General features: G+C 70.0%; 15 protein-coding genes, 3 pseudogenes and 4 riboswitches. Of the genes and pseudogenes, 13 read left to right on the top strand and 5 right to left on the bottom strand.

The genetic code is table 11. The features are described from left to right. Positions 1 to 36 precede the first annotated feature (36 nt). The 3 genes and pseudogenes from ACIOMQ_RS24100 to ACIOMQ_RS24090 all read left to right on the top strand — a co-directional run bounded on the left by ACIOMQ_RS24100 (position 37) and on the right by ACIOMQ_RS24090 (position 3,023). Complete coding sequence (locus ACIOMQ_RS24100; protein WP_401941848.1) at positions 37 to 564, top strand: DUF4142 domain-containing protein; 528 nt, start codon at positions 37 to 39, stop codon at positions 562 to 564. Positions 565 to 982: 418 nt separating this feature from the next. After that, positions 983 to 1,822: pseudogene (locus ACIOMQ_RS24095) on the top strand (ISL3 family transposase); the annotation flags it as partial. Between the two features lie 448 nt (positions 1,823 to 2,270). Beyond that, positions 2,271 to 2,399: riboswitch (cobalamin riboswitch) on the top strand. Between the two features lie 135 nt (positions 2,400 to 2,534). Next, positions 2,535 to 3,023 carry a DUF4430 domain-containing protein gene (locus tag ACIOMQ_RS24090; RefSeq protein WP_362196765.1) on the top strand — a complete coding sequence of 163 codons (489 nt, stop codon included), beginning with the start codon at positions 2,535 to 2,537 and terminating at the stop codon, positions 3,021 to 3,023. Here ACIOMQ_RS24090 and ACIOMQ_RS24085 read toward each other — a convergent pair. Both ACIOMQ_RS24085 and ACIOMQ_RS24080 read right to left on the bottom strand, forming a co-directional pair. Further along, positions 3,020 to 3,931, bottom strand: coding sequence for a cobalamin-binding protein (locus ACIOMQ_RS24085; RefSeq protein ID WP_362196762.1), 912 nt, complete (start codon positions 3,929 to 3,931; stop codon positions 3,020 to 3,022). The genes ACIOMQ_RS24090 and ACIOMQ_RS24085 overlap by 4 nt on opposite strands. 84 nt (positions 3,932 to 4,015) lie before the next feature. Next, the gene (locus tag ACIOMQ_RS24080; protein WP_401941845.1) at positions 4,016 to 5,428 is read right to left on the bottom strand and encodes a hypothetical protein; all 1,413 of its coding nucleotides are present in this window, start codon (positions 5,426 to 5,428) and stop codon (positions 4,016 to 4,018) included. Between the two features lie 121 nt (positions 5,429 to 5,549). Continuing rightward, positions 5,550 to 5,626, bottom strand: a riboswitch (cobalamin riboswitch). A gap of 141 nt (positions 5,627 to 5,767) precedes the next feature. Further along, positions 5,768 to 5,837, top strand: a riboswitch (cobalamin riboswitch). Between the two features lie 138 nt (positions 5,838 to 5,975). Between ACIOMQ_RS24080 and ACIOMQ_RS24075 the strand changes: the two genes are divergently transcribed. Genes ACIOMQ_RS24075 through ACIOMQ_RS24055 form a run of 5 tightly spaced genes read left to right on the top strand, consistent with a single transcriptional unit; the run spans position 5,976 to position 13,330 of the window. Then, on the top strand, positions 5,976 to 8,735 hold the full coding sequence (locus ACIOMQ_RS24075) for a prenyltransferase/squalene oxidase repeat-containing protein (RefSeq protein ID WP_402190351.1): 2,760 nt from the start codon (positions 5,976 to 5,978) through the stop codon (positions 8,733 to 8,735). Then, positions 8,732 to 9,655: a hypothetical protein gene (locus ACIOMQ_RS24070; RefSeq protein WP_362196753.1), complete on the top strand. Its 924-nt coding sequence runs from the start codon at positions 8,732 to 8,734 to the stop codon at positions 9,653 to 9,655. The genes ACIOMQ_RS24075 and ACIOMQ_RS24070 overlap by 4 nt, the downstream gene beginning before the upstream one ends. A gap of 23 nt (positions 9,656 to 9,678) precedes the next feature. Next, entirely contained in the window at positions 9,679 to 10,845 is a 1,167-nt protein-coding gene (locus tag ACIOMQ_RS24065) for an energy-coupling factor transporter transmembrane component T (RefSeq protein WP_402190349.1), read from the top strand. Continuing rightward, the gene (locus ACIOMQ_RS24060) at positions 10,842 to 12,506 is read left to right on the top strand and encodes an ABC transporter ATP-binding protein (RefSeq protein ID WP_401756151.1); all 1,665 of its coding nucleotides are present in this window, start codon (positions 10,842 to 10,844) and stop codon (positions 12,504 to 12,506) included. Before ACIOMQ_RS24065 ends, ACIOMQ_RS24060 begins: the two co-directional genes overlap by 4 nt. Next, positions 12,503 to 13,330, top strand: a complete 828-nt coding sequence (locus ACIOMQ_RS24055) for an ECF transporter S component (RefSeq protein WP_401756154.1) — start codon at positions 12,503 to 12,505, stop codon at positions 13,328 to 13,330. The genes ACIOMQ_RS24060 and ACIOMQ_RS24055 overlap by 4 nt, the downstream gene beginning before the upstream one ends. Before the next feature lie 22 nt (positions 13,331 to 13,352). Here the strand turns inward: ACIOMQ_RS24055 and ACIOMQ_RS24050 are convergent, their stop codons facing one another. The 3 genes and pseudogenes from ACIOMQ_RS24050 to ACIOMQ_RS24040 form a co-directional block, all read right to left on the bottom strand. After that, positions 13,353 to 13,499: a hypothetical protein gene (locus ACIOMQ_RS24050; protein ID WP_401265825.1), complete on the bottom strand. Its 147-nt coding sequence runs from the start codon at positions 13,497 to 13,499 to the stop codon at positions 13,353 to 13,355. Positions 13,500 to 13,515: 16 nt separating this feature from the next. Further along, positions 13,516 to 13,905, bottom strand: a pseudogene (locus tag ACIOMQ_RS24045) (tRNA 4-thiouridine(8) synthase ThiI); the annotation flags it as partial. Between the two features lie 99 nt (positions 13,906 to 14,004). Beyond that, a pseudogene (locus ACIOMQ_RS24040) lies at positions 14,005 to 14,127 on the bottom strand (ribonucleotide-diphosphate reductase subunit beta); the annotation flags it as partial. A gap of 209 nt (positions 14,128 to 14,336) precedes the next feature. Next, a riboswitch (cobalamin riboswitch) is annotated at positions 14,337 to 14,515 on the top strand. Between the two features lie 222 nt (positions 14,516 to 14,737). On the opposite strand from ACIOMQ_RS24040, the gene ACIOMQ_RS24035 reads away from it, so the two are divergent. From ACIOMQ_RS24035 to ACIOMQ_RS24015, 5 genes are read left to right on the top strand one after another with little or no spacing between them, the layout of a single operon-like run. Further along, positions 14,738 to 16,237, top strand: coding sequence for a CoA-acylating methylmalonate-semialdehyde dehydrogenase (locus ACIOMQ_RS24035; RefSeq protein WP_402190235.1), 1,500 nt, complete (start codon positions 14,738 to 14,740; stop codon positions 16,235 to 16,237). A gap of 5 nt (positions 16,238 to 16,242) precedes the next feature. Further along, a complete protein-coding gene (locus tag ACIOMQ_RS24030) occupies positions 16,243 to 17,391 on the top strand; it encodes an acyl-CoA dehydrogenase family protein (RefSeq protein ID WP_401756157.1) in 1,149 nt (382 codons plus the stop codon). Beyond that, positions 17,388 to 18,455: an enoyl-CoA hydratase/isomerase family protein gene (locus tag ACIOMQ_RS24025; protein WP_401265818.1), complete on the top strand. Its 1,068-nt coding sequence runs from the start codon at positions 17,388 to 17,390 to the stop codon at positions 18,453 to 18,455. Before ACIOMQ_RS24030 ends, ACIOMQ_RS24025 begins: the two co-directional genes overlap by 4 nt. After that, complete coding sequence (gene mmsB, locus ACIOMQ_RS24020; protein ID WP_401265815.1) at positions 18,452 to 19,375, top strand: 3-hydroxyisobutyrate dehydrogenase; 924 nt, start codon at positions 18,452 to 18,454, stop codon at positions 19,373 to 19,375. The genes ACIOMQ_RS24025 and mmsB overlap by 4 nt, the downstream gene beginning before the upstream one ends. Beyond that, positions 19,372 to 20,154: an enoyl-CoA hydratase gene (locus ACIOMQ_RS24015; protein ID WP_401265813.1), complete on the top strand. Its 783-nt coding sequence runs from the start codon at positions 19,372 to 19,374 to the stop codon at positions 20,152 to 20,154. Before mmsB ends, ACIOMQ_RS24015 begins: the two co-directional genes overlap by 4 nt. Positions 20,155 to 20,183: the final 29 nt, after the last annotated feature.

The following is a 20,183-nucleotide window of genomic DNA, read 5'->3' as shown; positions in this document are numbered from 1 at the left end:
TTGCGCACCTCGGACCGGGCGAAGGGAGCAACGCAGATGATTGCTGTGCGACGCGTGGCCGCTGCCACGATGCTGGCAGCGCTGGCCGGCATATCCGCGCCTTCCGCGTTCGCGGCGGCCGCGGCCACCGATGACGCGCCTTTCCTGAAGGCGATCCATCAGGGAAACCTCGCCGAGATCGCAGCCGGACAGGACACGGGCAAGAACGCCACAACGGCGTGTGTGAAGACGGTCGGCGCCACACTGGTGCGCGACCACAGGAGGCTGGACGCCGACGTCAAGGCGCTGGCGGGCAAACTGCACGTTACTCTGCCGGCCGGGCCCTCCCCGGCGCAGGAGCAGGCATTGGCCGCCGTGCGGGCCAAGGCGGGTACGAGCACGTACGACGTCGCGTGGCTGAACACCGAGGCCACCGGGCACGTGGAAGCGCTGGCCCTGATCGACCAGGAAATGGGAACGGGGAGCAACGCCGAGGTCAAGGCGGCCGCCCGGGCGGCCCGCCCCGTGGTGGCGAGACACCTGGAACTGCTCCGGGACTGCAAGGCGGAGATCGACAGGTCGTGATCCCCACGGGCACCGGCGGCGGCCTCGGCGGCGATGACCACCGCACCAGCCGGACCCGCGCACCGGCGTTGGGCGCCGGAGAAGCCGCGGCCCCCGGTGGCGGTCGCAGTGGAGACACCCCCGAGCGCCGCTGACGGATCGCCAGGACAGGCCCCTGGTTTCGCGGGGTCTTCACCAGGGATGCGGGACGTGCGCGTCGGCCGTGGGCCGGATGGCGGTCACAGGCCGGCGCGCATCGGGGTCCCATCTGTACCGCCCACTCCAGCCCAAGGCCGGCCAACTGTTGTGTCCAGGAACGGCTTTTCTGGTCAATGGGGGGTCTGTCAAACGAACGGCCCTGTCTCACATTCGGTGGTGACGGAGGGTGTCGGTTTGCCGTTGACGTGATGTGCGTGATGTCAACGAGCTTGTAGATGTGGTGTTTTCGGGGCTGTCGCCGCTGGTCATCGAGGCCGTTTCCGACGAAGGCGAGGGGATTGTGGTGCGGGCTCGGACGCCGGAGGACCCGGTGCCGTGTCCGGGTTGCGGAGCGCCGTCCGGGCGGGTGCATGGCTCTCACCTGCGGACGGTGGCCGATGTGTCGGTGGACGGGCGGCGGGTGATGGCCCGAGTGCGGGTGCGGCGCCTGGTGTGTCCCACGCACGGCTGCCGCCACACCTTCCGCGAACAGGTGCCCGGGGCGCTGGAGTGGTACAGCGCCGCACTACCCGTCCGACCAGGCAAGTCAAGGCCGTGGTCGAGGAGTTAGCGGGCCGGGCGGGTGCACGCTTGCCGGCGATACCCGCGATGGGCGTCTCTCGTCACACTGCCCTGCGCGCCCTGATGCGCATCCCGTTGCCCACCGGGCGGGTGCCCCCGCGTGATCGGCGTCGACGACTTCGCGCTGCGTCGGCGGCATCGCTATGCCGCCGTCGTGATCGACGCCGAGACCCATGAGCGGATCGACGTGCTGCCCGACCGCACGGCCGACACCCTGGAGGCACGGCTGCGCGCCCATCCGGGCGTCGAGGTCGTGTGCCGCGACGGCTCGGCCACCTACGCCCAGGCCATCCGCCGTGCCCTGACCGACGCGGTGCAGGTTGGTGATCGCTGGCATCGGTGGCACAACCTGTGCGAGGCCGACCTGAGCGAGGTGAAGGCGCACAGTAGCTGCTGGGCCACCGTGCTGGACGCGCCCCTGGATGACGGGCCCCGCGCCCAGACCACCCTGGAGCGCTGGCACCAGGTCCACGACCTGCTCGACCAGGGCGCGGGCCTGCGGAGATCCGAGGGTGGTCGGGCGCTGTCGATCGGCGGAAGTGTCACGGTGACCCAGTCCGCGTCGGTACTTACAGCCGTTTCTGGCGGCTGCGAATGTGCGTCGGTCGGGCATCGGCGGACGCGGGGGTCTCGATGCCGCTGTCGGTCTCTCGCGTGTGGTGCAGGTGGGTGCGAGTCATCGCACGGAGGCCGTGTGCCGAGTTGGGGAAGCCTTGCCCTCCGTGCTCGTGCGGCGCCGCTTCGCGGCCCGCGGCAGTCACATGAGTGAACCTGCGGATATGTGAGCACCGGGCACGACAATGTGGCGCGCATGACCTGTCTCCGGTCCCCGTAAGTGCGGTGTCCCGGTTGGGAGGCCGGGCTGTCTTGGCCGGCATAGGCAGGCACGTCACGTTGGCCTCTGGTGACATTCCGTCGATCGGCAATAGCATGCGAGTGCTTCGGCGTTCTCGGAGCGACAACTCAATGCGTGCGCGCTCAGGGGGAAGCCGGTGGGAATCCGGCGCTGACCTGCAACCGTGTGTGGCCCGTCCGGGCCGCGAGTCGGAGAACCCGGTGCGTGACGTGCACCGCTTCCCACTGTCATGGTCTGCAGCGTGAAGCCCGCAGCACCGCTCTCGTGCGTCTCACCGTCCGTTCAGCGGACGGCTGCGCCAGGCAGCGGTCTGTCGGCCGGGGCGGCAGACGACCCATACCAGGAAGGCACTTCCGTGCACCTGATATCCGCCCGCCGTACCCTTGTTGCCTCGGCCGCCCTCGGCCTGGCTCTCACCTCCGCTCCCGGTGTCGCTCACGCGCAGGGCACGGCCTCGACGAACGCCGCCGTCAAGGTGACTGTGACCGTGAAGGGGCCGGACGGGCGTCTCTTCAACGGAAAGATCAAGACCAAGGGACACGACGTGACCACCGCCACCGGTGGTACGCACAGATGCGACGGCACCAACGGGGGAGCTCAGCCGAGCGCCGTCCCCACACCGACCGCGGCCCTCGACGACGCTGCCCGCAAGAGACACTTCACCTGGGACGGTGCCTGGTATGCCTCGTTCGACGACTTCTCGGTCGACACCATCAAGAACGTCAGTGGTGGAGGTGTTGCCTACTGGAACATCTCCGTCAACGGCACGCCGACCCCTGTCGGCGGATGCCAGTTCAAGCTGAATGCCGGGGACAAGGTCACCTTCACCTGGACCACCTTCTAGAACGGTCTCGCCTCGTCCGCTGTGACCGCCGCCCCGGCCCGCACGCCGTGCAGCACATGTGCCAGTATCTCGGCTCCGCGCACGACCCGCGGGCCGGGGCGGTTGAAGTAGGCGGGGCCGTCCAAGACCCAGACGCTGCCCGCCTGAACGGCGGGCAGGTCGTCCCAGCCGGGGAGTGAAGTGAGCGCATCCCTTTCTCTCAGGGTGCGTTCCGGCGGGAAGCCGCACGGCATCACGAGGAGCACGTCCGGACGCGCAGCGCGTACCTGATCCCACGTCATGGGCTCGGTGTGCTCGCCCGGCTCCGCCAGCAGCGCCTCGCCCCCGGCACAAGTGATCTGCTCGGGCACCCAGTGACCCGCAGGCCACAGTGGATCGAGCCATTCGACGGCCACAACCCGAGGCCGGGGGCGGCCCGCGACCAGCCCGGACACCTCGTACAGGCGACGGCGCAAGGCGGCCTGGCTCTGCTCGGCCCGGTCACGGACCCCGAGCAGCTCACCAACCGTCACCAGGCAGTCCAGTACGTCCGAGAGTGTCCGGGGCTCCAGGCTGAGCACCCGGGTCTCGGTGTCCATGACCCGGACCGCCTGGCTGACGCGCTCGTAGGAGACGGCGCACACGTCACACAGGTCCTGGGTCAGCACCACGTCCGGTGCCAGAGCGGCCAACGCCTCGGTGTCCAGCGTGTAGAGGGACGAGCCCGAGTGCGCCGAGCCGCCGACCGCGTCCGAGATCTCCCTGCTGCTCATCTCGTCCTGCGCGAGGTCCGCGCCGGTGACCACCGGAACGGACCGCACGTCCTGGGGCGGCCAGTCGCACTCGTGCGTCCGGCCGACCAGCTGTCCGGCCAGTCCGAGCTCGGCCACGATGTCGGTCGCGGCCGGGAGGAGGGAAACGATGCGCATGTCCGTGACTGTAGACCGCTCTGCGGCGACCGGGCTGCTGTGTGGCCCGGTCGCCGCAGAGCGGACGTCGATCATTTGGGAAGGTCAGGCACCCCAGCGCAGGGCGATCGTGTCACCGGCGTTGATCACCTTTTCGCGGGTGGCCGTGGCGAAGGAGGAGCCGTCGACGCCGGCCTTCCAGGTGTTCGAGCCGCTGTTCGCCTTGCCGTTGAGGGCGGTGATCGTGCCTGTTCCCGAGGAGGGGGTCACGCCGCTCACGCAGCCGGACGGGGTGGCGGCGCTCGCGGCAGCGTCCAGCACGGCGCCGAGCGTCGTGGTGGTATCGGTGGGGGTGAAGGCGACGGAACACGCCTTCAGGTTGCCCGCGCCGTCGTCCACGGTCAGGGCCAGTTTCGTGGCGGTGCCTGAGGTGAAGGTGCTCTGCGCCACCCACTGGGGTGCGCCGCTGGTGGCGGGAACCGGGGGAGTCGCGGTGAAGCCGCCTCCCGCGACGGCGCGCAGTCCGTCGATGGATGCGTAGGCGGAGGGTGTGGTGTCGCTGGGCAGGTACTTGAAGCCGCCGCCGGGGTTGAATTGCTGGGTGATGAGGAAGTCGACGGGGGTCTTGCCGGCGGAGGTGAGGAAGTCGCCGGTCTGCGGGTTGATGCCGCAGGCGTTCAGGCCGGATACGGCCCAGCCGTTGGAGTCGGTGTTGACGCCGAACATCGCGTTGAAGGCGCCGCTGGTGGGCACCAGTTTGCTCTTGAGGAACGCCTTGGCCTGGGTGATGTCGGTGTCGGTGTTCGGTACGCCGGAGACGCAGAGTGCGGCCAGGGCGGCGCCGGTCATGTCGATGTCGCTCGTGGCGGCGAGCTGGGTGGGGTTGCCCTCGGCCTTGCTGAAGTTCCAGCCGCCGTCGTCGTGCTGGTTGGCGCGGATGCGGGTGATGAGCGAGTCGCGCAGGGACTGGGGTATGCGCTGGGCACCGGCCTGGGTCTTGGCGCCGCCGAGGGCGAGGGCGGCGAAGACGGTGCCGTTGAAGTTGGCGGACGGTCCGAAGTAGCCGGGCTCGGCGTTCTGCCAGTAGCTGTAGATGTCGGCAACCAGGTTGCGGGAGGCCGAGACGCGGGACGGGTCGATTCCGGCGGCGTAGGCGTTGAGGGTCGCACGTTCGTAGTCCGTGACCACCGGAGTCGCCGACGGCCAGCTCGCTGTGGACAGCAGGTTGCGGTAGACCGATCTCGCGTTCTTCGTGGTGTCGCCGCCCGGTGTGACGTCGACGGCGGCCGTTCCGGCGGAGGCGAGCGCGCTGAACGCCCACTCGTTGGACAGCCCGCCCGAGGCGTACGAACCGTCCGTCGCCTGGAGGGACTTGAGATACGCGACACCGTTCGTCTTCGATGTGGCGATCTGGGCCGGGGTGGCGGTGGCCGCGGCCGGCAGGACGCTCAGACAGAGCGCCCCGAGGGAGACGGATGCTGTGAACGCAAGACGAGGTGAGATCGAAAGACGAGGCATGGCCTGCTCCTGGGATGAGGGGCGCGCCGACCAGGCCCGCATCGCACCTCGGGGAGGGTGGCAGCGGGCAGGGTCGCCGCCCGAACGCGTGGACCGGCTTCCTGTGGTGCACCGCCGCCATGGGCATTCGGGCTCGGAACGGCCCCCAGCCGTCCCACTACCGCTGCGCGTCAGCCCCGGACTCTCACCGGGTTCCCCCATGTGGCAGCCCAGGACGCTACCCCAGGCGAACCAGTCCTGCCAGCAGCCCCGTAGATTCCCATGTGTGCGCTGCGCGACCCGTCTTGACGCCGTGTGTATGGGCGTGTTGCAATCCGCCTGATAAGCACTGAGTCCCAGGGGAAGCCGGTCGAAACCCGGCGCTGACCCGCAACCGTAGGCCCGGCATTGCCGGGCGAGCCGGATTACCTGGGGCCTGATCTGCAGCGAGAAACGCCGTCGCGGACTACGGCGTGGTCGACCAGCCCTGCCATGCGGTGAACCGCGCGTGGTCGAGGTGGCCTCAGCCACGTTCGTGTCCCCACGGAGACAGAACGAGGGGGCCGTGGTGGGGACCGCACAGCGAAGAGACCGGCAGGCGGGGACCAGAGCGCTCCTGTCCCTGATATCAGTGGCATTTCTCTTGCTTGCCATGACCGTGACACTCGTCACGGTCACCCCGGCCGCAGCTGATCCCGTCGACGATTGCACGGCCACCAAGGGCGCGATCGTCGCTGTCGACTTCGGCCCCTTCGACGGCAAGGTCGAGCGCGGTTGCGACACGACGCCGACGACGGGCTACGAGCTCCTCCACGAGGCGGGCTTCACCACCGAGGGTACGGAGCACGACGGCCCGGCCTTCATCTGCCGCATCGGACTCGGCTCGGGAACGCAGTACCCGACCACGGCCCAGGAGTCCTGCGTTCTCACGCCGCCGGCCACGGCCTACTGGTCGTACTGGATCGCCTCGCCGGGGCAGAACAAGTGGACCTACAGCCAGTACGGCGCCATGGACCGCAAGCCGAAGGACGGTGACGTCGACGCCTGGGTGTTCGGCGGGACCGACATCGGCGGCACGACAGGCAGGCCGACGTTCACTCCGGATGACGTACGCGCCGGCGGGGGCACCGAGACCCCCGACCCCGGCGGCAGCACTCCCACGGTCCCGGCCGGTGAGATCGACATCGCGGCCGCGGCGGCCTGGGCCAAGGGCGCGCTCAAGGACGGCGAACGCATCGTCGACGACGGCGCCGACACCCCGAACTACCTGCTGACCACCGAGGCGGCCTACGCACTGGCCGCCGTCGAGGGCACGAGCGCCACCCTCGACAAGGTCACTGCCTTCCTCGCCGCCCACGCCGACGACTACGCCTACGCGCCGGGCAAGGACCAGGCACCCGACGCGACCGCCGCCGCCCGGCTCGCCCTTCTCGCCGAGGTCACCGACGGCGACCCGCATGCCTTCGGCGGCCACGACCTGGTCGCAGACCTTGTCGACCATGTCTGCGCCGCTGGTCCCGAGTCGGGCACCCACACCCCCGGTTGCTCCGCAAAGGGCGACTTCCGCAACGCCTCGTACGCCGACGGTCAGGCGCTCGCGCTGCTCGCCGTGCTGCGCGCAGGTGTCGTACCCCCGGCGGTGACGGTCGAACGGTTGACCCAGCTGCAGTGCGACGACGGCGGGGTCACCAGCATCCTGATCCGCGTCGGCGAGTACTGCGACGGCGACCCCGCCACCACCGGCCTGGTGGCCCTGGCCCTGCACGAGGCGGGAGGGCAGGACGCCGCCGTGGCCAAGGCACGTACTTATCTGAAGAAGGCACAGCGCAAGGACGGGGCGTTCCCCGGCTACACGGGATCCACGACCGGCAGCGTCTACGCCACCGCCTATGCGGCGCAGGCACTGCGCGTGCTCGACGACGCCACACAGGCCGACGCCGCCGTCTCCTGGCTCTCGCGCGAGCAGCTCGACGGTGGTGGCTTCGGGTTTGAGGAGGCCGCCACCGATCCGGCTCTCTACGCGACCGGCCCGGCGGTTCTGGCCGGTGCGGACACCGACCTCACCCGCCTGACGACGAAGGAGCCGGAGCCGACAGACCCGCCGACGACCGAACCGCCGACCACCGACCCGACCCTTCCGACCGGTGGGGGCCCCGACCTGAAGAAGGGCGTCGGCTATCTCACCAGTGCGGCCAACCTCAAGCAGGGGCAGTACTACACCGCCGGCCCCGGCTCCTCCCGCGCGGACTTCGGCCTCACCATCGACGGCGCCTACGCGCTCGCGGCCACCGGCCTGAACAACGACAAGCTGCGCGGCATCGTCGACTTCCTCGACAAGGGGGGTAAGGACGGCGAGGGCAGGACCTTGCAGGACTGGACCGGAACCGATACGGAGTACGCGCTCGGCGGCTCGACAGGGAAGGCCGCCCTGCTCGCCGAGGCCGTCGGCCGTGACCCGCGCTCCTTCGGCGGCGAGGACCTCATCGCCGCTCTGCACAAGGCCGTCTGTTCCGGGCCGAGCAAGGCTCCGGACCGCAGCTGCGCCGCCAAGGGGTCCTACACGTACGCCCCTTCGGTCTTCTCTCAGTCGCTCGCGGTCATGGCTCAGCTGCGCGCCGACGAGAAGACAGCGGCACAGGAGCCGATCGCGTATCTGGAGAGCCTCCAGCACAGCAGCGGCGCCTGGCCCAGCCTGATTCCCGCCACCGGCGACTCCGATGTCGACTCCACCGCCATCGCGGCCATGGCCTTGGACCTCGCCGGCGGCGAGAGGGCCGACAAGGCCGTGGACAAAGCGCTCGACTGGATCGCAGGCAAGCAGCTTCCCGACGGCGGCTTCCCCGGCGCGGCCGGAAACTCGGTCAACTCCGCTGCCCTCGCGGTCCAGGGGCTCTCGCTGGACGCGAAGCAGTACGCCCCTGAGATCGCCAAGGCGCGTAAGTTCCTCGCGGGCCAGCAGAACACCGACGGAGGATTCAACGTCGCCAAAGAAGGGCAGCGCGGATCGGACCTGCGCGCGTCCACCCAGGCCGTGGGCGGCGCCACCGGTATCTCGTTCGGCACGCTGGAGCGGAGCCTGACCGGCACCACGCCGCAGCCCACGCCCAGCCCCAGTGCCTCCACTCCGTTGATCGTCACGCCCGACGGTTCAACAGGGGGCACGGGCGGCATCGTCGACACCGACGGAGGCGGCTCCGGTGGGGGAGCGCTGGCCTCGACCGGTGTGCAGATCGGTGCGCTCGTCGGCTTCGCGGCCCTGCTGGTCGGCGCCGGCTGGCGTGTGGTCGTCGTGGCCCGTCGTCGGGCATCGGCGGAGGGACGGATATGAGCACCCCCACGTGGCGCAGGGGCGTACAGGCGGCTGCCGCACTCCTGCTGTCGGCCGCGGCACTGACGGCCACCGCGCCGTCCGCCGCGGCGGATCCGCAGCCCATGGGCCGGTGCACCACCAGCTCCGGCACCGTTCTCGCGGTCGACTTCAGCCACTGGGGCGGCCCGGTCTACCGCTCCTGCGGCACCACACCCACCACCGGCTACGAACTCCTCAACCAGGGCGGCTGGCGCACCACCGGCACCGGGCACGACGGCCCCGCCTTCATCTGCCGCATCGGCTACAGCGGTCACCAGGGCGGCAAGCAGTACCCGACACCCCAACAGGACGACTGCGTCCTGACCCCACCCGCCTCCGCCTACTGGTCCTACTGGCACGCCGACCCGGGCGCGAACTCCTGGGAGTACAGCCAGCTCGGCGCCATGCTCTATAAGCCGAAGCCCGGCAGCGTCGACCTGTGGATCTTCGGCGGCACCAACATCGAGGGCACCAAGGGGCGGCCCAAGCTCACACCGGACCAACTGCGCGCCCACAACACCAAGGCGCAGGGCGATGTGGGCAAGCCGGCATCGACCCACCGGGCTCCCGCGCTGCCGCCCGGCACCGACACGGGCCCGAAGGCGCCCGAGCAGAAGAAGCCGGCGCCGTCGAAGTCTGCTTCCGCCACGGCGAAGCCGTCCAAGAGCCCGTCGCCCAGCGCGTCGGAGTCCGCGTCACCGAGCCCTTCGCCGACCGTCTCGGTCAGTCCCGCCGAGAGCGCGTCGGGGACCGGAACCAGGGTGGTCGACGCGGCCCCGGCAGCCGACGCGAAGGTTGACGCCGGCTCCCTCGTGCCGGTGGTGGCGGGCGGCTCGCTGGTCGTACTCGTCGGCGGGGCGGCCGTGTTCGCGGCCAAGCGCCGCCGCCGTACGGAGTAGCCGCGGTGGCGCGTACCACCCCCATGGAGACCACGCCCGTGTCCGGACATGAGCCTGACACGGGCGGCCGTCGCCTGCCCAGAACGCTTCATCCGGTCGCCTGGTGGATCTGGGCCCTCGCTCTGGCCACCGCCGTCAGCCGTACCAACAACCCTCTGCTGCTGTTCCTTGTGCTCGCGGTTCTCGGCTACGTCGTCACCGCACGCCACACCGAGGCGCCCTGGGCGCGGGGCTTCAAGTACTACCTCTACCTCGCCCTCACCGTCGTCGCGATCCGCGTCCTGTTCCGGGCCGTGTTCGCCACCGGGATCACCCCGCACGACCACTTCCTCTTCTCCCTCCCTCACATCCCGACCCCGGACTGGTACGCGGGCATCCAACTCGGCGGGCCCGTCTCGCTGGAGGCGCTGCTCTCCGCAGCCACCGACGGCCTGCGGCTGGCCTGCATGCTCTGCTGCATCGGCGCCGCCAACACTCTTGCCAACCCCAAGCGCGCCCTGAGAATCCTGCCCGGCGCACTGCACGAACTCGGCGTCGCCGTCACTGTCGCGATCAGCGTCGCCCCCCAACTCGTACAGAGCGTGCAACGAGTGGCCCGCGCCCGCAGGCTCCGGGCAGGCCGCAACAAGGGGCTCAAGGCGCTTCGCGGCATCGTCGTCCCCGTCCTTGAGGACGCCCTCGAACGCTCCCTGCGCCTCGCCGCCGGAATGGACTCCCGGGGGTACGGCCGCGCCGGCACCGCCACCCGCCGCTCCCGACGGGCCACCGGGGCGCTCATGCTCCTCGGTATGTGCGGACTGTGCGCCGGGGCCTACGGACTCCTGGACGCGACCACGCCCGCGTTCCTCGGGCTCCCGGCCATGGCCGCGGGAGCCGTGCTGTGCGTGGCGGGCCTGCGTCTGGGGGGACGCAGGGTCTCGCGTACCACCTACCGGCCCGACCCGTGGCTGCTGCCCGAATGGGCCGTCGCCGGAGCCGGTGTGCTCTCCGCCGTCCTGCTCTTCAGCAACGTGGGCTACAACGCGGCCGAGCTCAATCCCTCCATCTACCCGCTCAGCTGGCCGACGCTGCCGCTGGTGCCGACCTTCGCGATCCTGCTCGCCGGGACCGCCGGGTTCCTCGCACCGCCGCCGACCCCGCCCCACCCGGTCGTCCCCCGACAGCGCACCGAGAAAGCCGAAGCCACGTGATCACCTTCGATCAGGTCACCGTCCAGTACGACGACACTGCCGAACCCGCCCTGCGCGAGGTCGACCTTGTCATCGAAGAGGGCGAGCTCTGCCTCGTCGTCGGTCACACCGGCGTCGGCAAGTCCACCCTCCTGGGCGCCGTCAACGGGCTCGTCCCCCACTTCACCGGCGGCACCCTCTACGGCCGCGTCACGGTCGACGGACGCGACACCGCGACCCACCCGCCCCGGGAACTCGCCGACGTGGTCGGCGTGGTGGGACAGGATCCGCTCGACGGGTTCGTTACCGATACCGTCGAGGAAGAACTCGCCTACGCCATGGAGCAGCTGGCCATCGCGCCAACGGTCATGCGCAAGAGGGTCGAGGAGACGCTCGACCTGCTGGGCCTCGCCGACCTGCGCCACCGCGCGCTGCACGAACTGTCCGGCGGCCAGCAGCAGCGCGTGGCCATCGGATCGGTCCTCACCGCCCATCCTCGCGTCCTCGTCCTCGACGAGCCGACCTCCGCCCTCGACCCGACCGCAGCCGAGGAAGTACTCGCCGCCGTCACCCGCCTTGTCCACGACCTCGGGGTCACCGTCCTCATGGCCGAACACCGCCTCGAACGAGTCGTCCAGTACGCCGACCGCATGGTGTACCTGCCCGGTGACGGGCGCGTTGTCCAAGGGACTCCCGCAGAGATCCTCCGTACGTCCTCCATCGCTCCGCCGATCGTGGAACTCGCCCGCGCCGCCGCTTGGCACCCGCTGCCCCTGTCCATCCGCGACGCCCGCCGCGCCGCCGCCCCGCTCAGGGCCGAGCTGGCCAATGCCGCGCCGGCTCCGGTACGTCCTGCTCCGGCGGCCGGACCGCCCGCGTTGCTGACCGCGCGCGGTATCACCGTCAGCTATCACGGCGTCGCCGCCGTCCGCGAGGTCGACCTCGACCTGCGCAGCGGTGAGATCACGGCTCTGATGGGGCGCAACGGCTCGGGGAAGTCGTCCCTGCTGTGGGCGTTGCAGGGTTCCGGCCCGCGCAGGGCCGGCACGGTCCGCGTCACCGGAGACGGCGCAGCGCGCGATCCACACGCTCTGCCCGCGGCCCACGCGCGCCGCCTGGTCGGTCTCGTCCCGCAGACACCCGCCGACCTCCTCTACCTCGAAAGCGTCAAGCAGGAACTCGACCAGGCCGACAGCGAGTCCGCCCACGGGACCGAGTCCTCCGGGGCGCGAAGCATCCTCGACCGCTTGGCCCCGGGCATCCCCGACAGCACTCATCCCCGGGACTTGTCGGAAGGACAGAAGCTGGCTCTCGTCCTGGCGATCCAACTGGCCGCCGCACCAAGGATCGTGCTGCTCGACGAACCGACCCGCGGGCTCGACTACCGTGCCAAGGCGGAGCTGACACGGATCGTCGCCGCGCTCGCCGGTGAGGGCCGCTCGGTCGTCATCTCCACGCACGACGTCGAGTTCGTGGCCCGGACGGCGGACCGGGTCGTTGTCATGGCCGAGGGCGACATCGTCGCGGACGGGCCCACGTCCGAAGTCATCGTCGCCTCACCCGTGTTCGCCCCGCAGACCGCAAAGATCCTGGCACCGCTGCCGTTCCTCACCGTCGATCAAGTGACCTCGGCACTCGAAGTGGCCGACGCCGCATCCCGCGACGGCGAGGACCGGGCATGAGTACTACCGCCGCGACGGCCATCCGGCTCAACACCCGTGTTTCGCTGGTCATTGCTCTGGCCGCGTTCCTCGGAGTGGTCGCGTTCTTCTGGCCCTTCGTCGTCGCGCCCGGAAAATTCGGCTCGAACTACGCACCGCCCCTGATCTTCGGCATCCTGCTCGTCCTCGTACTGTGCGTGGTGCTCTCCGAGATAGCCGAGGGCGGCATCAACTCCAAAGCCCTGGCCATGCTCGGCGTCCTGTCCGCCGTCAACGCGGCACTGCGCCCCCTGGGCGCCGGAACAGCCGGCATCGAAACGGTCTTCTTCGTCCTGGTCCTGGCCGGACGCGTCTACGGGCCGGGCTTCGGCTTCACCCTCGGCTGCACCTCGCTGTTCACGTCCGCCCTGATCACGGGCGGCGTCGGGCCGTGGATGCCCTACCAGATGTTCGGCTGCGCCTTCGTGGGCATGCTCGCCGGATTCCTGCCCCGCGCCACCGGCCGCCGCGAGGTCCTGATGCTCGCCACGTACGGATCGGTCTCCGGTTACCTCTTCGGCTTTCTGCTGAACCTCTCCTTCTGGCCGTTCTCCCTCGACCCGAACAGTTCCATCGCCTACCTTCCCGGTCTGCCGTTCACCGAGCAGTGGCACCGCTACCTCGCCTTCGACCTCGCCACCTCCCTCGGCTGGGACACCGGACGGGCCGTCACCAACTTCGTCTGCATCACGCTGGCCGGCCCAGCGGTGCTCACCACCTTCCGCCGCGCCGCCCGCCGCGCACGCTTCCAGGCCCCGGTCCGCTTCACGCCCACCGGACCGACAGACCCCGACGGCCGTCCGTGAGCCTCGTGTCGCTGACCCCGCCTCAATCGTCCGAGCCGTCAGGGCGCAACCGCAGCAGGTCCGTATCCATGATCCAGCCGTGCTCGGCCCGTGCTTCGGCGCGCGTCAGGTGGTCGGGGTCACCGGCTCCGATGCCGATGACCAGAAGTTGCCGGGTGGCGGTACTCATACAGTGATGCTCCTTCTCACGCGCGGCTCACGGCGGACTCCGGCAGCTCTTCGTCCTGCCCCGGCCGCAGCACTTGGGCTGAAGCGGGCAGCGCTTCGATCACCTCGTCCAGGTCGAGGCGTCTCTCCACCGCGTGCAATTGCGGCAGCCCGGCCCGAGTGCCGACCCGGGGCGGGGCGAGCAGGCTGCAGCAGTCCTCGTCGGGGAGTACGGAGATGTCGGCGGTCCCGATGGACCGGGCCTCGTCGATGATTTCCTGTTTCTCCCGGCCGATCAGCGGGCGCAGTACGGGTAGCGAGGTGGCTTCGTCCACTGCGACCAGGTTGGCAAGCGTCTGGCTCGCCACCTGCCCCAGGCTGTCGCCCGTCACCAGCGCCTGGGCCCCGGCGGCATGTGCGAGTGCGGAGCGGCGCCCAGAGCCTCGACCGCCGCGGCCGTGATGCTCTCCATCGTGCTGGGCACCCGGACGGCCGGCTCGACGGAGTTGAAGCCGATGACACGCCGGGTACTTGTAGCCGGAGTAGTAGCCGTGCACGGCCTTGCCGCGCAGGATCAGGCGGATCATGTCGGCCGTGTTGGTGAGCATGGCGTGCGTGGAGAAGTGCAGCGGCAGGTAGAAGCCCGCGTACGGCGCCCAGGTCGTTGGAGAGCGGGACCTTCTCCGGCAGCCAGAAGCTGGCGGTGACCCGGTTCCACACCTCCAGGTCCGTACCCCGTGGCCCGGAACCAACCGGACTCCGACGGTAGCGCGGCGGAAACCGGCTGCTCGGCAAGGCTGTTCGCCCGTTCCCCGTTGCTACACGGGGCGTGGGGGGTGGACTTACTAGGACGTCCAACTATATCTTCGGGGGACAAGGTCCGCGGTGCAGGGAAGCCGGTGTGAATCCGGCACGGTCCCGCCACTGTGACCGGGGAGTGTGCTGCCTTTTACACGCCACTGGCGAGGTCTGCCGGGAAGGCGGGCGGTACACGGAGATCCGGGAGTCAGGATACCGGCCGCGGAATGTTCCGTGTTTTCCACGAGGATGGAGCAGACACGCATGGCACCGGTCCGTACACATACCCACGACCCTGGTGATCCGGCGGAGCGCACGCGACTCATCGTGCGCTCGTAGACCTGCGAGGCCCCGGCCCCGCTGTTCGCTGTCCCACGGCTCTCCCGGCAGTGCGCCCACCCGCGCGCCCGCCGAAGGTCGGCCGTGCCATCCCCGGATCTCACCTGACGAGAGCAGGCAGCCATGGTCCGTGAACTCACACACTTCATCGGCGGCAAGCACACCGCCGGCACGTCCGGCCTCTTCGGCGACGTCTACGACCCCAACACCGGTGCCGTGCAAGCCCGCGTGGCGCTCGCCGGCCGCGCCGACACCGCGTCGGCGATCGCCGACGCGGTCACCGCCCAGCAGGAGTGGGGACAGTGGAACCCGCAGCGGCGCGCCCGCGTCCTGCTGCGCTTCCTTCAACTCGTCGAGGCGGAACGTGAATCCCTGGCACGGATGCTGTCCCGCGAGCACGGCAAGACTGTTGCCGACGCACACGGCGACATCCAACGCGGCCTGGAGGTGGTCGAGTTCGCCGCCGGAATTCCCCATCTGCTCAAGGGCGAGTTCACGGACAACGCGGGCACCGGCATCGACGTGCACTCGTTGCGCTCCCCGATCGGAGTGGTCGCCGGAATCACGCCGTTCAACTTCCCCGCGATGATTCCGCTGTGGAAAGCGGCACCCGCTCTCGCCTGCGGGAACGCGTTCATCCTCAAGCCGTCGGAGCGCGACCCGTCCGTGCCGCTACGGCTGGCCGAACTGTTCCTGGAGGCAGGTCTGCCGCCTGGCGTACTGAACGTGGTGAACGGCGGCAAGGAGGCGGTCGACACCCTCCTGGAGGACCCCCGGGTGGGTGCGCTCGGCTTCGTCGGCTCCACCCCCATCGCCGCGCACATCTATGCCACCGCCGCCGCTCACGGCAAGCGTGCGCAGTGCTTCGGCGGCGCCAAGAACCACATGATCGTGATGCCGGACGCCGACCTGGACCAGGCCGTCGACGCGCTCATCGGCGCCGGATACGGATCCGCGGGGGAGCGCTGCATGGCGATCTCTGTGGCCGTGCCCGTCGGAGAGGAGACCGCCGGCCGTCTCGTCGCTGCGCTCAAGGAGCGCATCGCCACGCTCCGGATCGGCCGCTCCGACGACGTGGAGGCCGACTTCGGGCCCCTGGTGAGTCACGATGCCGTCGAACGGGTCCGCCGGTATGTGGACATCGGCGTCACCGAGGGCGCCGAACTGGTCGTCGACGGAAGGGACTTCTCCCTGCCGGGCCATGAGGACGGCTTCTTCGCGGGGGCATCTCTCTTCGACCGCGTCACCTCGCGGATGCGGATCTACCGGGAGAAGATCTTCGGGCCCGTCCTGTGCGTGGCGCGCGCCGCTGACTACGAGGAGGCCCTGCGCCTGCCCAGCGAGCACCCCTACGGAAACGGCGTCGCGATCTTCACCAGGGACGGAGACACCGCCCGCGACTTCACCCGCCGGGTGAACACCGGCATGGTCGGCGTCAACGTCCCGATCCCGGTTCCCGTCGCCTACCACACCTTCGGCGGCTGGAAGCAGTCCGGCTTCGGGGACCTGAACCAGCACGGCCCGGACGCCATCCGCTTCTACACCCGCACCAAGACCGTCACCTCGCGCTGGCCCTCAGGAGCCAGGGAAGGCGCGAGCTTCACCCTTCCCACCATGGGGTGAGCGCCATGACCACCACATCACTCACCGAAGACCAACAAGCCCTGGTCGAGACCACCCTCGACTTCGCGCAGGACCACCTGGCCCCCCATGCCGTCCGATGGGACCGGGACAAGCACTTCCCGCTCGACGTGCTGCGCAAGGCCGCAGGGCTCGGACTCGGCGGCGTCTACGTACGGGAGGACGCGGGAGGCAGCGGCCTGACCCGCGCCGACGGAGTCCTCGTCTTCGAGGCCCTCGCCTCCGGCTGCCCCTCCATCGCCGGCTACCTCTCCATCCACAACATGGTCGCCTGGGTGATCGACACCTACGGCGACGACGAGCAGCGCGCACGATGGCTGCCCCGCCTGTGTGCCATGGACGACCTCGGCAGCTACTGCCTCACCGAACCCGGCGCAGGATCGGACGCCGGGGCGCTCAGTACCCGCGCGGTGCGGGACGGCAACGACTACGTCCTGACCGGCGTGAAGCAGTTCATCTCCGGGGCGGGCGCCTCCCAGCTGTACATCGTCATGGCGCGCACCGGGGGAGCGGGCCCCGACGGCATCTCCGCGTTCCTCGTGGACCGGGACGACCCCGGCCTCTCGTTCGGGCCCAACGAGACGAAGATGGGCTGGAACGCCCAGCCCACCCGCCAGGTGATCCTGGACGGTGTCCGGTTGCCCGCGGACCGGCTGCTCGGCCGGACGGGCGACGGGTTCCGGATCGCCATGAGCGGCCTGAACGGCGGCCGCCTCGGGATCGCCGCCTGCTCCCTGGGCGGCGCCCGCAGCGCCCTCAGCAAGAGCCTTTCGTATCTCGCCGGCCGAGAGGCGTTCGGCGCCCGGCTGCTCGACGCGCAGGCCCTGCAGTTCCGCCTCGCCGACATGGCGACCGAACTCGCCGCTGCCCGCGCCCTGGTCCACCAGGCAGCCGAGGCCCTGGACCGCGGAGACCCGCAGTCCCCGCAGCTGTGCGCGATGGCCAAACGCTTCGCCACCGACACCGGCTACGCCGTCGCCGATCGCGCCCTCCAACTCCACGGAGGATACGGATACGTGAACGAGTACGGCATCGAGAAGATCGTCCGCGACCTCCGGGTCCACCAGATCCTGGAAGGAACCAACGAGATCATGCGCGTCATCGTGGCCCGTGGACTGACGGAGGCGTTCCGGTGACCGCCGCCGAGGAACACGTCCTGCTCAGCACCGAGGGCCGCGCGGCCCACCTCACCCTCAACCGGCCGCAGGCACTCAACTCCCTGACTCATGCCATGGTGCGACGCATCGACGAGGCACTGACCGCCTGGGAGCACGACCCGGCCGTGGCGACCGTGATCATCACGGGCGCGGGCGAGCGGGGCCTGTGCGCCGGCGGCGACATCCGCTCCATCTACGAGGACGTCCGCGCCGGGAACACCGCCTCGGCCGGCTTCTGGCGGGACGAATACCGGCTCAACGCCCGCATCGCCCGCTACCCCAAGCCGTACGTCGCCGTGATGGACGGAATCGTGATGGGCGGCGGTGTCGGAGTCTCCGCGCACGGCAGCATCCGCATCGTCACCGAGCGCTCCCGGATCGCGATGCCGGAGACCGGCATCGGCTTCGTACCCGACGTCGGCGGCACCTATCTGCTCGCCCTCGCCCCCGGTGAGCTAGGCACCCACCTGGCACTGACCGGCGCGCAGATCGGCGCGGGCGACGCGCTCCTGTGCGGGCTCGCCGACCACTTCGTACCCTCTGGCCACCTGCCCCAGCTACTGGGCGAACTCCCGACGCGGCCGGTCTGGGACGCGCTCCAGCTGTACGTGCGCCAACCGCCGCCCGGCGAACTGGCCGGCCATCGATCCTGGATCGATGCCTGCTACAGCGCCGACACGGTGGAGGAGATCATCGGCCGGCTGCGCGGCCATGGGCCGAGCGCCGCCGAAGAAGCGGCAGATACCCTCGCGGCCAAGTCGCCCACTGCCCTGAAAGTCACGCTCGCCGCGCTGCGCCGTGCCAGGCGTCTCGGTCCGCTGGAGCACGTTCTGGAACAGGAGTACCGGATCTCCTGCGCCGCGCTCGCCTCGCACGACCTTGCCGAGGGGATCCGGGCACAGGTCATCGACAAGGACCGCAGCCCCCACTGGGCACCGGCCACCCTGGCCCAGGTCACCGACACCGACGTGGCGCGCTACTTCGCCCCGCCGGCCGAAGGCGAACTCCATCTGGCCACAACCACACAGGAGGTGCCGTGGTGAGCAGCAGGCGCACGATCGGATTCATCGGCCTCGGACACATGGGCGGCCCGATGGCCGCCAACCTCGTCAAGGCGGGCCACCGAGTCCTCGGCTACGACCTGATGCCCGAGCTCCTCACCACGGCAGTTGGGACCGGCGCGGAAGCCGCCGGATCATCGGCTGATGCCGCAGCGGCGGCAGACGTGGTGATCACCATGCTGCCGGCGGGTCGGCATGTTCTCGGCCTCTACCGGGAGGAGGGGCTGTTGTCCGCCGCCCGGCCGGGCACCCTGTTCATCGACTGCTCCACCATCGACGTGGCCGACGCGCGCAGCGCCCATGACGCTGCGGTCACCGCCGGGATGCGTGCCCTGGACGCCCCGGTCTCCGGAGGAGTCGTCGGCGCCGAGGCCGGCACCCTCACCTTCATGGCAGGTGGCGGCGACGCCGAATTCACCGAAGCCGGACCGCTCCTGGCGGTCATGGGCAAGAAGGCTGTGCACTGCGGCGGACCCGGCGCCGGGCAGGCCGCCAAGATCTGCAACAACATGATCCTGGGCGTTTCGATGATCGCGGTGAGCGAGGCGTTCGTCCTCGGGGAGAGCCTGGGCCTGTCCCACCAGGCCCTGTTCGACGTGGCCTCCACCGCGTCCGGCCAGTGCTGGTCCCTGACCGTCAACTGCCCCGTACCGGGCCCCGTCCCCGGCAGCCCCGCCAACCGCGACTACCGCCCCGGCTTCGCCGCACCGCTGATGGCCAAGGACCTGGGACTGGCAGCCGCAGCCGCCAAAGCAGGTGGTGTGCACACCGAACTCGGTCTGCGGGCAGCAGAACTGTACGCGGCCTACGCCGAAGGAAGCGGTGCCGACCAAGACTTTTCCGGGATCGTCGGAACGATCAGGAATCAGTCGCACACAGCACGGGACGGAGACAGCGCATGACCACAGAGCCGTACGAGACGATCCGAGTCGAACACAAAGGGCGCACAGCCCTCATCACGCTCGACCGCCCCAAGGCCCTCAACGCACTCGATCTTCAGGTGATGAACGAGGTCGTCGCCGCGACCGCGGACCTGGACCGCGACCCAGGTATCGGCTGCATCGTCCTCACCGGATCACCGAAGGCTTTCGCCGCCGGAGCCGACATCAAGGAAATGCGGCCCCAGAGCTACATGGACATGTACCTCAGCGACTGGTTCACCGCCTGGGACCGGCTCGGAGCCCTGCGCACTCCTACGGTCGCGGCCGTCTCCGGGTACGCACTCGGCGGCGGCTGCGAGCTGGCGATGCTCTGTGACATCCTGCTGGCCGCCGACACCGCCGTGTTCGGCCAGCCCGAGATCAAGCTGGGGGTCATTCCAGGCATCGGCGGATCCCAACGGCTGACCCGGGCGGTGGGCAAGGCCAAGGCCATGGAGATGTGCCTGACCGGTCGCACCATGGACGCCACGGAGGCGGAGCGGGCCGGGCTCGTCTCGCGCGTGGTGCCCGCTGATGAACTGCTCGGTGAGGCCATGTCCGTGGCCGAGACCGTGGCGGGGATGTCCCTGCCCGTCGCGATGATGGCCAAGGAAGCAGTGTCCCGGGCCTTCGAGACGACTCTCGCCGAGGGAGTCCGCTTCGAACGCCGCCTCTTTCACGCCGTGTTCGCGACCGCGGACCAGAAGGAAGGCATGGCCGCGTTCGTCGGCAAGAGGACACCCGGCTTCACGCACTCCTGATTTCCCGTGCTCGTGAGCGGCCAGGGAGT

Origin of the sequence: Streptomyces sp. NPDC087845, assembly GCF_044742755.1 — a bacterium.
GTDB lineage: Bacteria > Actinomycetota > Actinomycetes > Streptomycetales > Streptomycetaceae > Streptomyces.
The sequence above is the reverse complement of the archived record's forward strand: the minus strand, read 5'-3'. Positions and strand labels throughout refer to the sequence as shown.

Coding starts and splice junctions, on each gene's coding strand:
- ACIOMQ_RS24100 (WP_401941848.1), top strand. CDS start 37: ATGATTGCTGTGCGACGCGTGGCCGCTGCCACGATGCTGGCAGCGCTG.
- ACIOMQ_RS24085 (WP_362196762.1), bottom strand. CDS start 3,931: ATGCGCATCGTTTCCCTCCTCCCGGCCGCGACCGACATCGTGGCCGAG.
- ACIOMQ_RS24080 (WP_401941845.1), bottom strand. CDS start 5,428: ATGCCTCGTCTTTCGATCTCACCTCGTCTTGCGTTCACAGCATCCGTC.
- ACIOMQ_RS24070 (WP_362196753.1), top strand. CDS start 8,732: ATGAGCACCCCCACGTGGCGCAGGGGCGTACAGGCGGCTGCCGCACTC.
- ACIOMQ_RS24065 (WP_402190349.1), top strand. CDS start 9,679: ATGGAGACCACGCCCGTGTCCGGACATGAGCCTGACACGGGCGGCCGT.
- ACIOMQ_RS24055 (WP_401756154.1), top strand. CDS start 12,503: ATGAGTACTACCGCCGCGACGGCCATCCGGCTCAACACCCGTGTTTCG.
- ACIOMQ_RS24050 (WP_401265825.1), bottom strand. CDS start 13,499: ATGAGTACCGCCACCCGGCAACTTCTGGTCATCGGCATCGGAGCCGGT.
- ACIOMQ_RS24035 (WP_402190235.1), top strand. CDS start 14,738: ATGGTCCGTGAACTCACACACTTCATCGGCGGCAAGCACACCGCCGGC.
- ACIOMQ_RS24030 (WP_401756157.1), top strand. CDS start 16,243: ATGACCACCACATCACTCACCGAAGACCAACAAGCCCTGGTCGAGACC.
- ACIOMQ_RS24015 (WP_401265813.1), top strand. CDS start 19,372: ATGACCACAGAGCCGTACGAGACGATCCGAGTCGAACACAAAGGGCGC.